The sequence below is a fragment of the Tahibacter aquaticus genome (assembly GCF_004363655.1).
Classification (GTDB): Bacteria; Pseudomonadota; Gammaproteobacteria; order Xanthomonadales; family Rhodanobacteraceae; genus Tahibacter; species Tahibacter aquaticus.
In genome coordinates this window covers 355,687-369,791 of record NZ_SNZH01000007.1, presented here as the reverse complement: position 1 = coordinate 369,791, position 14,105 = coordinate 355,687, and the positions used below count along the sequence as shown (strand labels likewise).

Annotated in this window: 10 protein-coding genes; 5 read left to right on the top strand and 5 right to left on the bottom strand. The window is 66.5% G+C overall.

What is annotated here, in order from left to right:
• Positions 1 to 11: 11 nt before the first annotated feature.
• Positions 12 to 1,664: an OFA family MFS transporter gene (locus DFR29_RS13915; protein ID WP_133819206.1), complete on the bottom strand. Its 1,653-nt coding sequence runs from the start codon at positions 1,662 to 1,664 to the stop codon at positions 12 to 14.
• A gap of 201 nt (positions 1,665 to 1,865) precedes the next feature.
• Here DFR29_RS13915 and DFR29_RS13910 point away from each other — a divergent pair, with 201 nt between their 5' ends.
• Positions 1,866 to 2,939 carry a substrate-binding domain-containing protein gene (locus tag DFR29_RS13910; protein WP_133819205.1) on the top strand — a complete coding sequence of 358 codons (1,074 nt, stop codon included), beginning with the start codon at positions 1,866 to 1,868 and terminating at the stop codon, positions 2,937 to 2,939.
• Between the two features lie 161 nt (positions 2,940 to 3,100).
• Here DFR29_RS13910 and DFR29_RS29185 read toward each other — a convergent pair whose 3' ends face one another.
• Positions 3,101 to 5,551: a hypothetical protein gene (locus tag DFR29_RS29185; RefSeq protein WP_166654080.1), complete on the bottom strand. Its 2,451-nt coding sequence runs from the start codon at positions 5,549 to 5,551 to the stop codon at positions 3,101 to 3,103.
• 249 nt (positions 5,552 to 5,800) lie between these two features.
• Between DFR29_RS29185 and DFR29_RS29180 the strand changes: the two genes are divergently transcribed.
• From DFR29_RS29180 to DFR29_RS13895, 3 genes are all read left to right on the top strand, one after another.
• Positions 5,801 to 6,520 (top strand): copper homeostasis protein CutC, encoded by a 720-nt coding sequence (locus DFR29_RS29180; RefSeq protein ID WP_166654079.1) that lies wholly within the window; start codon positions 5,801 to 5,803, stop codon positions 6,518 to 6,520.
• A 90-nt stretch (positions 6,521 to 6,610) separates the two neighbouring features.
• Entirely contained in the window at positions 6,611 to 7,282 is a 672-nt protein-coding gene (locus DFR29_RS13900) for a YceH family protein (RefSeq protein ID WP_133819204.1), read from the top strand.
• A 31-nt stretch (positions 7,283 to 7,313) separates the two neighbouring features.
• The gene (locus DFR29_RS13895; RefSeq protein ID WP_166654078.1) at positions 7,314 to 9,314 is read left to right on the top strand and encodes a right-handed parallel beta-helix repeat-containing protein; all 2,001 of its coding nucleotides are present in this window, start codon (positions 7,314 to 7,316) and stop codon (positions 9,312 to 9,314) included.
• 129 nt (positions 9,315 to 9,443) lie between these two features.
• Here DFR29_RS13895 and DFR29_RS13890 read toward each other — a convergent pair whose 3' ends face one another.
• The 3 genes from DFR29_RS13890 to DFR29_RS13880 all read right to left on the bottom strand — a co-directional run bounded on the left by DFR29_RS13890 (position 9,444) and on the right by DFR29_RS13880 (position 12,850).
• Positions 9,444 to 10,784 (bottom strand): N-acetylmuramoyl-L-alanine amidase, encoded by a 1,341-nt coding sequence (locus DFR29_RS13890; RefSeq protein ID WP_133819202.1) that lies wholly within the window; start codon positions 10,782 to 10,784, stop codon positions 9,444 to 9,446.
• 100 nt (positions 10,785 to 10,884) lie between these two features.
• Positions 10,885 to 11,361, bottom strand: a complete 477-nt coding sequence (gene tsaE, locus DFR29_RS13885) for a tRNA (adenosine(37)-N6)-threonylcarbamoyltransferase complex ATPase subunit type 1 TsaE (protein ID WP_133819201.1) — start codon at positions 11,359 to 11,361, stop codon at positions 10,885 to 10,887.
• Positions 11,354 to 12,850 (bottom strand): NAD(P)H-hydrate dehydratase, encoded by a 1,497-nt coding sequence (locus DFR29_RS13880; RefSeq protein ID WP_133819200.1) that lies wholly within the window; start codon positions 12,848 to 12,850, stop codon positions 11,354 to 11,356. Before DFR29_RS13880 ends, tsaE begins: the two co-directional genes overlap by 8 nt.
• A gap of 192 nt (positions 12,851 to 13,042) precedes the next feature.
• Here DFR29_RS13880 and queG point away from each other — a divergent pair, with 192 nt between their 5' ends.
• Complete coding sequence (queG, locus tag DFR29_RS13875) at positions 13,043 to 14,104, top strand: tRNA epoxyqueuosine(34) reductase QueG (protein ID WP_243746048.1); 1,062 nt, start codon at positions 13,043 to 13,045, stop codon at positions 14,102 to 14,104.
• The last annotated feature ends 1 nt before the right edge of the window (position 14,105 follow it).

The following is a 14,105-nucleotide window of genomic DNA, read 5'->3' as shown; positions in this document are numbered from 1 at the left end:
CAACGCGTAGCCTAGAACAGAACCAGTGCCTTCTGCAGGGTAATCCACGCGCCCCAGAGCATGGGCAGGCCGACCGCCAGCCAGGCCAGCGCGACCGCAGGGGTAAAGGCGGCCGGCGCCGCCGTCGGTGCATCGGGCTCCATGCTGCGTTCGTGCGCCTTGACCTTCTCGGCCGCCAGCTCCGCGTCGCTCATGTGGTACTTCTCGGCGACCGGGCGTATCAGCAGGTTGCAGAGCAGGCCCAGCGCCAGCAGGCCGACCAGGATATACATGGTGATGTCGTATACCTGTGCCTTGGGCACGCCGCTTTCCAGCTGGAAATCGCGCAGGTAGGTGAGCAGGAACGGGCCGAGTATGCCGGCTACCGACCAGGCCGTGAGCAGGCGGCCGTGGATGGCACCGACCATCTGCGTGCCAAACATGTCGGCCAGGTAGGCCGGCACGGTGGCGAAGCCGCCGCCGTACATGGACAGGATCACGCAGAACGCCGCGACGAACAGGGCGATCTGGCCGGCATGGCCGAGGCTGGGAATCGACGCATACAGCGCGATGCCGAGCAGGAAGAACACCGCATAGGTGACCTTGCGCCCGATGCGATCGGACAGCGAGGCCCAGAAGAAGCGGCCGACGATATTGAACAGGCTGAGCAGGCCGGTGAAGCCGGCGGCAATCGTGGCGATCTGCGTCCTCTGCTCGGGCGACAGATCGTTGAAGCCGAGATCGAGCCCGATCAGGCGGCCGCCGAACACTTCCTGCAGCATCGGCGAGGCCATGCCGAGCACGCCGATGCCGGCACTGACGTTGAGGCAGAGCACGCCCCAGATCAGCCAGAACTGCGGCGTTTTCCAGGCTTTGTCCAGATGCACGTTGCGCGAGGTGATCATGGCCTGGCGACTGGGCGGCGGCGGTGTCCAGCCGGCCGGTTTCCAGCCGGTCTGCGGCAGGCGGTAGCCGAACGCACCGGCGCTCATGAAGACGAAGTAGAGCGCAGCCAGCACCAGGAAGGTCTGCCAGACGCCGACCGAGTTCGGCGTGGCGAAATAGCGCATGAGCTTGTCGGCCAGTGGCGCGCCAATCATGGCGCCGCCACCGAAACCCATGATGGCCATGCCGGTTGCCATGCCGCGGCGATCAGGAAACCATTTGATCAGGGTCGATACGGGCGAGATATAGCCCAGGCCCAGGCCGATGCCGCCGATCACACCGGAACCCAGCCAGAGCATCCAGATCTGGTGCGTATAGACGCCGGCCGCGGAAACGACCAGGCCGCCGCACCAGCACAACGCCGCGACGAAACCAGCCTTGCGCGGACCGGCGCGTTCCAGCCAGCCGCCGAAGATCGCTGCCGCCGAACCGAGGAATACAAAGAACAAGGTATACATCCATCCCAGCCAGGTGACTTTCCAGTCGCAGCTGGTTGAGAACACGGCGCTGAAAAAACCCGTGTCGGCCGGACAGGCCAGCGGTGCGGTCACGCCCAGCGCCTTGGACAGGGGCAGCCAGAACACACTGAAACCGTAGGCCATGCCGATGCACAGGTGGATGGCCAGCGCCGCAGGCGGTACCAGCCAACGGTTGTAGCCGGGCGCGGCAATGGTTCTTTCCTTGTCCAGCCAGCCCGGCGCCCGGCCGGGCAGATCTATCGTCTCGGGCACGCTCGCCATTGGTCCCTCCCAGGGCAACAGGATACGGCGGTGGATAGTGATGCGATGGATTCTTTATGTACTGAAAAGCCTATTTACCGGCACACATCGAAACCGATCCTACGTGTTGCTTAGCAAGATGCGCCTGGACATTGGTCTGATATAGGCTGCAGAAAGCCAATGTAATCGGCGGTCAAAAGCCGTCGCGGAGGCGGGCGAAAAATGCTGAAAGTTGCCATTCGTCCACAATGGGAAATGCGATTTCCCGATGGCCGCGAACTGATGCCGCGGCTGATCGATCTGCTGATTGCCGTGGACGAATGCCATCAGCTGGCCGCCGCCTGCACGCGCGTGGCGCTGTCGTACCGCTATGCCTGGGGTCTGCTGAAAGACGCCGAGGCCGCGTTCGGCGCACCGTTGCTGGCCTCGGTACGCGGCCGCGGCGCGCGCCTGTCGCCGCTGGGCGAGAAGCTGGTCTGGGCCGAGCGCCGTGTTGCCGCGCGGCTGACGCCAATTCTCGACAGCCTGGCTTCGGAGCTGGAAGTGGAAGTGGAGCGCGCGCTGAGCGAAACCCGGCCGATTCTGCGCGTACAGGCCACGCACGGCTTTGCGGTGGAAACCATGCGGCGTTTTCTGGTGGAACAGGAAGTGCCGCTGGACCTGAAATACCGCTCCAGCGGTGAAGGGCTCAGCGCCTTGCACGGCGGCGGCTGCGACCTGGCCGGACTGCATTTCGCCGAGGGCAAGCTGCAGCCGCGCGTGATTGCGCGCTATACCGCGCTACTGGACCGGCAGCGCCATCACGTCATTCACCTCGCCACGCGGCGGCAGGGGCTGATCGTGGCGCCGGACAATCCGAAGAACATTGCGCATCTGCGCGACCTGTCGCGCCCCGGCATCCGCTTCATCAACCGCGAGCCGGAATCGGGTACGCGCTTCCTGCTCGATCTGATGCTGCACGACGAAGGGCTGCGCGGCGAAAGCATTCTCGGCTACGACGATATCGAGTTCACGCATGCCGCCGTCGGCGCCTTCGTCGCCAGCGGCATGGCCGACGCCGGCCTCGGCCTGGAAACCGCAGCGCGGCGCTTCGGCCTGGGCTATGTGCCGCTGCTCAACGAACGCTATTTCTTTCTCTGCGACGAGGACATGCTCGACTCGCCGCGCGTGCGCCGCGTGATCGAACTGATGAGCAGCGACCTGTTCCGCACTACGGTCGGCAGCATTCCAGGCTATGACGCCAGCCGCAGCGGCAAGGTGGAGACACTGGTGGCGGCGTTTCCGGCGGCGCGGTGACGCCGCATAATTTTGCTGGGGAAATCCTCGTTCCTTGCGGGTATCCAGTTTTTTGAGTCACCGCACCAGAGCAGCACACTAAGTCCTTGCCGATTCCAAGCCTTTCCCTTCAAGGGGAGGGTTGGGTGGGGATGGTGTTGTTCTGCCGTCAGCTGCGGCCACTACTGAAATCCATTCGCGAAAATCGCATCCCCGCCAACCCGGAAGGTGCGCACCTCGCCCGGATACAGGTCGAAACGCAGTTGCGTCGACGCCAATGCCGTGCCGGCAAGCAGATCCTGCACTACGCCGCTGCCGCCGAGCTGCACGGTCACCGCGGTCTTCGGGGCCAGCGCCGTGTTGATCACCGCGTAGTAGTTGCCCTGCGCTGTGACGATCTCGCGCACGACGACGGCCGCATCGCTGGCCGCACCGGTGCGGGTCGCCGCCGCCAGCGCCGGAAGGCTCAGCAGCGCGCGATTGAAACGCCGCACATAGGCCGGTTCGCCGCGGGAGAAACTCGACGATTCCAGATAGCCGATATTGATCGGATTGCCGTTGGCCAGCGCGCGCGCCTCCGCCAGGGTCACGTAAGGCCCGGCGCGATCGACCGCGACCGCGGTATAGCCGACGCGGCCCTGGAACGGTTCGGTCGGACTGACCGCATAGTGGGTGGTGCAGGCAGCGTCTTCGAATGCCGCGCCGTTGTCTTCGTTGAGCGGATAGAAGTGGGTCAGGGTCTGGCCGGCGTCGTTGCTGAAGTCGCTGAACAACTGCACATCGCCAACAGTATACAAACCCGTGCCAAACGGCAGCGTCATGCTGATGCCGTTGGTGCTGGCATAGCGCAGCGGGTCCGGCGGCGGCGCGGAGTGGGTTTCCTCGGGGCGTTCGCTGCCGCTGCTGGGTATGGCGAAGGTCTTGAACACACCGTTGTAGTGCTGCCGCTGCGTCAGCGCCTGGGCGGGCGTGAAGCCGCCCCATTGCCAGCGATACCAGTTGGCCACATCGGGGTCGGCATTGCCCGACAGGCTGGCGGCATAGGTATTCCACCAGCTCACGTCGTCGCTGATCAGGTTGGTCAGATTGGCCTCGGCCGGCGTGGTATAGGCTGGCGGCGGCGGCTCGCCGGGATAGGCGCTGAAATGCACCTGGGCGAACGCATCGCCCAGTCCGCTGCGCATATAGTCGCGCACGTTGAGCAGCAGGCTACGGCGCTTGCCGTACCACCAGTCGTAGTAGCTGGCGCGGGAAGCCTCGTCGTTGCGCAGCTGGGCGATAGTGCGCGGCTGGGCCGGTACGTCGGCGTTGTAGCGCGCCAGGGTCGCGGGCGAGAAGCTGATCGGCAGCTTGGTCTGGCGCGTGCGCAGCCAGATGCCGACGAAATCGGCCACGTTGCGGTGCGCGATCACGGTCCGGTCGATCAGATGCTGCAGGTCGATCAAGGTATCGGGGTCGGTCACGTCGGCGGAATAGCCTTCGGTCCACCAGACGCAGGTGTAGTAGCTGGTATTGCCGCAGGTCGTATACACGCCGTCCCAGAGTTTTTTCGTGCGCCGCTGCGCGCCCAGCGAGCGATAGCCGCAGTTGGCACCGCTGCAGGCGCCGATGCTGCCGCCGTATTCGAAATACGGCAGCACCGACAGGCCGGCCGCGCCGGCGCGCGCGACGATCTGTGTCCAGATGTCGACCAGCGGCGGCTGGGCGTTCCAGATCCATTGCGCATCGCCGCCGTCGAAGCCCTGGTTGTGGCCCCACTCCATCAGGTCTTTGCCCAGGGTGTTGAAGCCGTAGAAGCGCGCCAGCGTGATCTTGGCCTGGAACCAGTCGATGGGCTGGGCGAAGGCGCGCTGGACGGCGTTGTTGGACGACACGGCCTCGTCGGCCATTTCCTCGCGCCAGAACAGGTGCCGTCGCGGCAGCGGCGCGCTGGGATAGTTGATGGGCGCCGGCAGTGTGGCCGCATTGCTCACTTCGTACAGGCGGATCTTGCCGATGGCAGCGCCGCTGCCGCGCGGATCGTCCCATTGCTTGTTCTGGAACACGACGACGTCGAAGCCGTCGGCCGGCAGCAGGTTGCGGTTGGCGCAGACCGCATTGCGCTCGGCCTTGAGCGTGCTGAAACGCTCGTGCAGCACGAACAGGCTGCGCAGCGAAGTCCACTGCTGCGATTGCGGATAGTCCAGCGATTCCAGGGTGGAACGGGTGAACTGGCGCCGCGCATCGCCGACCGCCTTGCCGGTGGCCAGGCCGCGCACCAGATCGGCGCCGCGGTTGGCGACGTAGATGGTGCGCGCCACGTCGTCCGGATATTCCACTTCCAGCACATAGGCGCGGCCGGCGACCAGGCCGCGACCGGTGCCGATGCGGTAGGCGAAAGCCTTGGCGTCGGGCGACATGCTCATGATGCGTGCGCTGCGACCGAGCACCGTGGCAACACTGCTGGCACCGGCCGGACTCTGGAAGCTCGGCGTTGCGGTTGCGGTATTGATTTCCTCGACCAGCGTGAGGTTGCCGAACGGCTGGGTTTCCAGCGGCAGCGGCGCATCGATGACGGCCTGTGCGTGGCCGCTGGCACTCGCCAGCAAGGTCAGTGCGAAGGCGACCAGGCAGTGCAGCAGTTCGCGTTTCACGACGGACTCCGGCAAGGGTTAAGGCGGCTCACGCTAGCACGCCTGTATAAAGCTAAAAGTAGACGGTATCCGGGTTTCCCGATATGCCCCGTGGATGTCCTGGAGGACATCCGCGTCGGGCCGGCGGGTTCGCCCGATCGGACTATCGCGCGCCCGGACACGTGCAGAATCTGCGACCGTGGTCGCGTGCAAATCTGCGCCGGCCGCAGGACACTCGGCGGCCTGGTTCCCTGTGCCATGGCGATTGACATGCCCGAACTTCCCGTCGAAATCTGCATCGACTGCGGCGACGCCGACAGCCTGGCGGCCGACTGCGCCGCGGCCGCCGCGGGCGGCGCGGCCACCATCGAGCTATGCCGCGACATGGCGCAGCAGGGACTGACGCCGCACTCGGCCGACCTGCGGATCGCGCGGCAGCATTTTCCCCGCGCCGGCCTGTTTCCGATGATCCGTCCGCGAGCGGGTGATTTCTTCTACTCGGCGGCTGAGATCGACACGATGCTCGAACAGATCGCCTTGGCCGCCGAACACGGCGCGGACGGCGTGGTTTTCGGCGCGCTGCGCGGCGACAAGCTGGACACCACCGCCCTCGCCCGCCTGTTCGGTGCAGCGCGGGCACGTGGCCTGCGCACGATGTTCCATCGCGCTTTCGATGCGCTGGACGACGGCGCGGCGGCACTGGAAACACTGATCGGCCTGGGCGCCGACCGCATCATGAGCAGCGGCATGCCCTGGGGCAGCGGCGGCACGGCGCTGGACGGCGCGGCCACGCTGGCGCGCCTGATCGACCAGGCCGGGCAGCGCGTCGAGATCGTGCTCGGCGGCGGCATCGGCGCCCACCTGTTGCGCCGGCTGCTGCCGCAGCTGCCGCCGGGACGCGTGGCCGTGCACGCCTACAGCGCGGTGCTGACGCACAGGCGAGTCGATGCGGCCAAGGTGCGCGAGCTGGGCCAGGCCGGCGCGGCCTGACTGCCTGTCGCCCTTGCGTTGCAGCCATGCGCGCGTTTCCGCCATGGGTTTGCGACTACCATGCGGACCACCTTGGCGCCGGAGCATCCCATGACTGAAACCGAATCGAGCGAAACCCGCACGCCCCCCCTGCTGGAACCGATCGAGGCTCGCGTGCTCGGTTGCCTGGTGGAAAAGGCTGCGACCACGCCCGAGGTTTATCCGCTCACCCTGAATGCCGTGGTTTCCGCCTGCAACCAGAAATCCAACCGCGAGCCTTTGCTGGAACTGGAGCCCGGCGCTGTTGGCCATGCGCTGCGCCAGCTCGAAGGCAAGCGCTTGGTGGCAGGATCGATGTCGGCACGCGCCTCTCGCTACGAACACCGCATGGACCAGGCCTGGAACATCACGCCGCGGCAGCGCGCCCTGCTCGCCCTGCTGATGCTGCGCGGGCCGCAGACCGCGCCCGAACTGCTCACGCGCAGCGACCGCTTGGCCGATTTCCCCGGCCTTGACGATGTGCGCTCCACCCTGGACCGCCTGGCCCAGCGCGAACCGAGCATGGTCGTGCGCATTCCGCGCAGCGGCGGCCAGCGCGAGGACCGCTATATGCACCTGCTGTGCGGCGAGGTGAATCTGGACAGCTACGCCATGGCCGGCGGCAGCGACAGTCCGGGCAGCAGCAGTGCGAATGCGCTGGAAGCACGCATCGAGCAGCTGGAATCGCTGGTCGACGGATTGCAGCAGCGCCTGCGCGAGGTGGAACAGCGCTTCGACGACTGAAGCCTGGTTGCCGGAACCACAAGGAGTGCACATGTTGCATTGTCGACAGCAGCGCCTGCCGTGGTGCCTGGCACTGGCCCTGTCTTGCGTCCCGGCCTGGGCGCAGAACGCCGCGACCCTGGTCGCGCTGGAAGGCTATGGCAATCTGGAAACCGGCGGCGCTGTGGTCACCCTGAGCGGCGACAGCGACCGCGATGCCAGCGTTGCGCTGGAATGGCGCCGCAGCGGCGAGCCGGCTTACCGTGCAGCACAGCCGCTGCTGCGTATCGATGCGACGCATATGGCCGGCAGTCTGTTTGCGCTGGAGCCCGGCACGAACTACGACATCCGCGTCACGCTGAGCGATCCGGACGGTGTCAGCGGCAATGCCGTGGCCAGCAGCAGCCTGGCCACGCGCGCCGACACGCTGGTCGAGCCCAGCCTGCGCCAGCTTTACGTTTCGCCCACCGGCAACGACAGCGCCGATGGGCTGACAGCCGCCACAGCGGTGAAGACGATCCAGCGCGGCGCCAACCTGGCCCAGGCCGGCGACGTGGTGAATATCGCGCCCGGCGGCTACTACGAGTCGGTCAGCCTGCCGCGCTCGGGCACGGCGCTGCAGCCAATCGTGTTTCGCGGCAGCAGCGACGGCGGCAACAGCGTGCTGGTCGGCGCGGAGTTTTTCCATAACAGCAACAGCTGGGAAGCCAGCCAGGGCGTGTATCGCCGCGCCGATGCAGTCGGCAGCTGGCATGTGCTGTCCGACCGGCAGCGCCTGTATCGCTACACCTCGCTGGCCGATCTGCAGGCACTGAGCGCCGGCGCACCGGGCGGTTTCTACTACGGTGGCGGTTTTCTCTACCTCAAGCTGGCCGACGGCAGTTCGCCGGCGGCGCATTCGATCGGCGTGGCGCGGCTGGAAAACGGCTTTGTCGCCGACGGCCGCGCGTTCATCCGTATTGAGAACCTGGAGATCGCCTATTTCGGTTCCACCGAATACGGCAAAGGCATTTATCTGCGCCAGTCCAGCGACGTGATCGTGCGCAACAACCGCATCCACGACATCGGCTCGGCCGGGGTCTGGGTCAAGGGCGGCTCGCGCCATCGCATCGAGGACAACGATTTCTTCGACACCTCGATTCCGGGCTGGCCCTGGGACAAGGTGAAAGCCAGCAGCGCCGAGAACAACGGCGTGATATTCACCGACGACATAGGCCGCGGCAACCTGGTGCGGCGCAACCGCTTCGACGGCTGGTTCAACGGCATAGGCCCCTGCGGCAGCCTGGCGCCGCCGGCCGGTGTGACCAACGAAACCGATGTCTATCGCAACCGCTTCCGCCACCACAACGACGACGCGCTGGAGCCGGAAGGCTATTGCACCAACGTGCGCCTGTTCGAGAACAGCATCCGCGATTCGCACATGGCCTTTGCCGTGGCACCGGCGGCGCCGGGACCGACCTGGATCGTGCGCAATGTCGGCTATGACATCGGCAATACGCGCACCAGCCTGAGCGACGGCTATATCTCCAGTGCGTTGAAAATCAACAGTGGTTTTTCAGAACCGGTCGGACCGGTGCTGCTGTATCACAACAGCTTCGTCACGACAGTGGCGAATACGGAATCGATGTACCTGCTCAATCCGGGCAACAGCACCTTCATCCGCTCGCGCAACAACATCTATGCGGCAACGCGGGATGTGTTGAACAAGGTCAATCCGGTGGTACTGGACTGGAACTACGATGTGCTGCATACCACGGCGGCGAATCGCCTGGTGCGCTGGCTGGGCACGAGCTATACGATGCTGGCCGCCTGGCAGGCTGCCACTCAGCAGGAACTCGACGGCGTGGTCGGTGCGCCGAACCTGGTCGCAGCAGCCGCGGGCGACTACCGGCTGGGGCCGGGCAGCGCAGCAATCGATCGCGGCGTGGCATTGGCCGGCATCAACGACGGCTATGTTGGCGCAGCACCGGATGCGGGGGCGCTGGAGTTCGACGCGGACAGGATCTTTGCCGATGCGTTCAATCGGCGGCGGGGGCCGCCGCCGATTCCCTGAGCTGCAGCGCTGCACCGTTGTTCGCATGATTTGCGGGGAAACGACGCTTTCCGGGTGAGCCGTCGCAGCGGCGAGAGGCGGCGCCATTCGCCGTGCTCATTGGCGCCCTACGTTTCGCGCGGCGCGGAGTCAGCCTTGTGGCGGAATATCCAGGACGTCGCCGACGCGTACATTACCGTCGCCGGCGATGCGGTTGGCTTCGCGCAGTGCGCTCAGGCTGATGCCGTGGCGCGTGGCGATGCCCGACAGGGTTTCGCCGCGCGAGACGACGTGCTCGGACGGTCCGCGCTTGCCGTTGCTGTTGGCGGCAAACCAGGTGCCCGGCGGCGGCGTCTGCAGGAAGTAGCTCTTGATGCCGTCGACCACGGCCGCAGCCAGCTTGGCGCGGTGTTCCGGATCGGTCAGGCGCTTTTCTTCGGCCGGATTGGTGATGAAAGCGGTCTCGACCAGGATCGACGGGACGTCGGGCGAACGCAGCACGACAAAATTGGCTTTCTCCACATAGCCGCGATGCGTGGGACCGATCCTGCCCAGCGCTTTCAGCACGATCTGGGCGATCGCCGCGCTGGCTTCCATGGTGGCGCCCTGGGACAGGTCGAGCAGCACGGCAGCCAGCGTGTTGTCCTTGTCGTCCAGCGATACGCCGCCGACCAGGTCGGACGAGTTTTCCTTGGCCGCGAGCCAGCGCGCCGCCTCGCTGGTCGCGCCACGCGGCGACAACACCCAGACCGATGCGCCGCGCGCACCGCAGGCGCCGGGACAGGCGTCGGCATGGATGGACACGAACAAGTCGGCCTTGGCCTCGCGCGCCTTCTTGTAGCGGTTTTCCAGCGGGATGAAATAGTCGCCGTCGCGCACCAGGAACGACTTCATGCCCGGCTGCGTGTCCACCAGCTTGGCCACTTCGCGCGCGACGTTCAGCGTGATGGATTTTTCGTGCGTGCCGGACGCGCCGATCGCGCCGGGATCGTCGCCGCCGTGGCCGGCGTCGATCGCGACGATGACCTTGCGCCCGTCGCCGGGCAGCACGTCCTCGACGCTCTTGACCACTTCGCGCGAGGCCTTGGTCTTGGGGAACAGGTCGATCACCAGGCGGTGGCCGAACTTGTCTGCAGGCGGCAGCAGGAAACTCTTGGGGCGGACGCCCTGGGGCAGATCGAATACAACGCGCAGATCGTTCTTGCCCTGCTTGCCCAGGCGTACAGGACCGAGCAGGCCTTTGGCCGAGGGGGCGACCACGCCTTCGGCCAGCGTCGAGTTCCTGATGTCGAGCACGATGCGATCGGGATTGGCCAGCTCGAACAACTTGTATTCCAGCGGGCCGGAGACGTCGAACACGGCGCGGGTAGAGTCGGGGCTGGCCCAGACGCGCAGGGCTTTTACCTGGGCGGCGTTCGCGCAAGGCAGAACGAGCCCCGAGGCAAGCAGGAGGCAGGCGGCGCGCAACACGGTGACGGGTACTCCCCACATGGCTGCGGATTCAAACCCAGCTGGTCGAGTATTTCAAGCATTTTCCGTTGCAAAACACGGATCTGTACAGGTTTCCTAGCGGTAGAGGCAGAAAACGCCTTCAAGCGGTGGAAAGCAGTGGGCTTGTTGCAGCCAGCCAAGCCTCGCCCCAGGCGCTGAGCGGACGCACCACAAGGTCGCGTCCGGCAGGGGCGTGAGCGAGCTGAAGTATCAGGTCCGGCGCGGGCAGTTCGCTGCCGCCCCGCTCGGGCCACTCGATCAGGATCAGGCTGTGGTCGCCCAGCAGTTCGTCCAGGCCCAGCCATTCCAGCTCGCCCGGATCGGCGATGCGGTAGAGGTCCAGGTGATGGATGGCCAACGCGTCGACAGCGTAGGACTCGATCAGGCTGTAGGTCGGGCTTTTGATGCGCCCCTGCACGCCGAGTGCCTGCAGCAAGGCACGCGCGAAGGTTGTCTTGCCGGCACCCAGCTCGCCGTACAGATGGATGATGCCGCCCTGCCCCAGCTGCGGCGCGAGGCTTTGCGCCCACTGCGCCACGGCTGCTTCGTCCGCCAGGTGAACGCTCAGCTCAGTCATGCGCCAGTCCTGCCAGCACGCTGCGCAGCGGCAGCAGCAGATCGCCGGCGAGCAGGCCACGCTGGCCTTGTTCGGCGGCGCTATCGCCGGCGCGTGCATGCGCGGCGACGCCAAGACACGCCGCATCCCAGGCGGACAGTCCTTGCGCCAGCAAGGCGGCAATCACGCCAGTCAGCACATCGCCCATGCCGGCGCTGGCCATGCCCGGATTGCCCCAGGGACAGACCGCGACGCTGCCCGCCGGTGCAGCGATCAGCGAACCGGCGCCCTTGAGTACGACGACGGCGTGATAGCGCTCGGCCAGGGCCTGCGCTGCGGCATAGCGGTTCGCCTGCACGTGCGCGCTGTCGCTGGCGAGCAGGCGCGCCGCCTCGGCCGGATGCGGCGTGAGCACGGTAGGGGCGGAAAATTTGCGCGGCTGGCGCGCCAGCAGGTTCAGCGCATCGGCATCGAGCACCGCCGGCTTGGCGCTGGCCAGCGCGCGATGCCACAACGCATGGCCCCAGGAGCGCGTGCCCAGGCCCGGTCCCAAGGCCAGCACCTGGGCACGCTGCAGCAGGGGTTCCAGTTCCTGCTGGCCGGCAATCGGCTGCACCATCAGTTCGGGCCGCGCCGCCAGCAAAGCTGTCAGGTGTTCGGGCTGGGTCGCCACGCTGACCAGGCCGGCGCCGCAGCGCAAGGCAGCCTCGCCGGCCAAGCGGATGGCACCGCCGGTGCCGTGGTCGCCACCGATGGCGAGCACATGGCCAAATTGCCCTTTGTGCACATCGCGCGAACGCGCCGGCAAGCGGCCGCGCAGTTCGTTCCAGTCCAGCAGATGGGCGCCGGCGTGCTCTTCCTCGAACACGCTGTCGGGCAGGGCCAGATCGGCCAGTTCGCACTCGCCGCAGGCATCCAGGCCGGCGCCGGTATGCTGGCCGCGCTTCCAGGCAATGAAACTGACGGTCAGCGTGGCAGAGATGCACGGCCCCAGCCGGGCACCGGTATCGGCCGACAGGCCCGACGGAATATCCAGCGCCAGCACCGGCGATCGGCGCGCATTCAAGGTTTGCACCAGCAAGGCGGCCCCGCCTTCCAGCGGCCGGTTCAGTCCGATACCGAACAAGGCGTCGACATAGACATCGGCCAGCGGCAGCGAATGCTCGCCGGCAAACGGATGCACCATGCCGCCGCAGGCACGCCAGGCATCGGCGGCCGCCTGGGAATCGACATCGGCCGGCGTGCCCAGCGCAATCACGCTGACATCGCGGCCGGATTGACGCACCAGCCGCGCCAGCAGGTAGCCGTCGCCGCCGTTCTTGCCGCTGCCGCAGCAGACCACGACACTGCGCGCCTGCGGCCAGCGCCGCAGCAGCACGGCGAAGGCGGCATCGGCGGCGCGCTGCATCAGCTCGAAACTCTGCAGGCCCAGCGCCGCCACCGCACAGGCATCGATGCGGCGCATTTGCGCGGTCGTGTACAACAGCTGGCTGGAATGCGGTGTGTTCATGGGACGGATTATTGATCGAGGCAGTGCGCGTTGTATCGGCAAAGTCGGCATCGGAGCGCCTGGTCGGGTCGGGATCGCCATAGCAAGCGCGGTTCCAGGCGGTCGCCGCTCATCCCGCCGTTCGCGCTGCCACGCATTGTGGCGATGGCGCGCCTACAATGCCGCCCCGCTCCACCGCGTTGCCGCCGCCGCATGGATTACGCCGAACTTGCCGTTGCCATCCGCCGCTGGGGCGCCGAACTGGGCTTCCAGCAGGTCGGCATTGCCGGTACCGAACTGGCTGCGGACGAAACGCATCTGCTGAACTGGCTGGAAGCAGGCCGTCATGGCGAAATGGACTATATGCAGCGCCATGGCACCAAGCGCAGCCGGCCGCAGGAATTGCAGCCGGGCACCCTGCGCGTAGTGTCGGTGCGCATGGACTATGCGCCACCGGGCATCGCCAATGGCTGGGAGGTGCTGGCCGACACCAGCCTGGGCTATGTGTCGCGCTACGCCCTCGGCCGCGACTATCACAAGCTGATGCGCAACCGCCTGCAACAGCTGGCCGATCGCATCGCGGCACAGATCGGCCCGTTCGGCTATCGCGCCTTCGTCGATTCGGCGCCGGTACTGGAGCGCGCGCTGGCGCGCAATGCCGGCCTGGGCTGGATCGGCAAGCACACCTGCCTGATCAACCGCGACGCGGGCTCGTGGTTTTTCCTCGGCGAGCTGTATACCGACCTGCCGCTGCCGCTGGATCAGGCCGCGACAGCGCATTGCGGCAGCTGTACGCGCTGCCTCGACATCTGTCCGACCCAGGCCATCGTCGCGCCCTACCAGGTCGATGCGCGGCGATGCATTTCCTATCTGACGATCGAACTGCACGGCAGCATTCCCGAGCCGCTGCGCAAGCCCATGGGCAACCGCATCTACGGCTGCGACGACTGCCAGCTGATCTGCCCCTGGAACAAGTTTTCCGAACCGACCGCCGAGGCGGATTTCTCGCCCCGGCACAAGCTGGACGGCGCCGCGCTGATCGACCTGTTTGCCTGGAGCGAGGACGAATTCCTGCGCCGTACCGAAGGATCGGCCATCCGCCGCATCGGGCATGAGCGATGGCTGCGCAATATCGCCGTGGCGCTGGGCAATGCACGCGATACGGCCGGCGTAGTAGCGGCGCTGCAATCGCGCGCCGCGCACCCGTCGGAACTGGTGCGCGAGCATGTGCAATGGGCACTGCAGCAACACGCTACCGCCGCGCCTGCCACATGAC

Coding starts and splice junctions, on each gene's coding strand:
- DFR29_RS13915 (WP_133819206.1), bottom strand. CDS start 1,664: ATGGCGAGCGTGCCCGAGACGATAGATCTGCCCGGCCGGGCGCCGGGC.
- DFR29_RS13910 (WP_133819205.1), top strand. CDS start 1,866: ATGCTGAAAGTTGCCATTCGTCCACAATGGGAAATGCGATTTCCCGAT.
- DFR29_RS29180 (WP_166654079.1), top strand. CDS start 5,801: ATGCCCGAACTTCCCGTCGAAATCTGCATCGACTGCGGCGACGCCGAC.
- DFR29_RS13900 (WP_133819204.1), top strand. CDS start 6,611: ATGACTGAAACCGAATCGAGCGAAACCCGCACGCCCCCCCTGCTGGAA.
- DFR29_RS13895 (WP_166654078.1), top strand. CDS start 7,314: ATGTTGCATTGTCGACAGCAGCGCCTGCCGTGGTGCCTGGCACTGGCC.
- DFR29_RS13890 (WP_133819202.1), bottom strand. CDS start 10,784: ATGTGGGGAGTACCCGTCACCGTGTTGCGCGCCGCCTGCCTCCTGCTT.
- tsaE (WP_133819201.1), bottom strand. CDS start 11,361: ATGACTGAGCTGAGCGTTCACCTGGCGGACGAAGCAGCCGTGGCGCAG.
- DFR29_RS13880 (WP_133819200.1), bottom strand. CDS start 12,850: ATGAACACACCGCATTCCAGCCAGCTGTTGTACACGACCGCGCAAATG.
- queG (WP_243746048.1), top strand. CDS start 13,043: ATGGATTACGCCGAACTTGCCGTTGCCATCCGCCGCTGGGGCGCCGAA.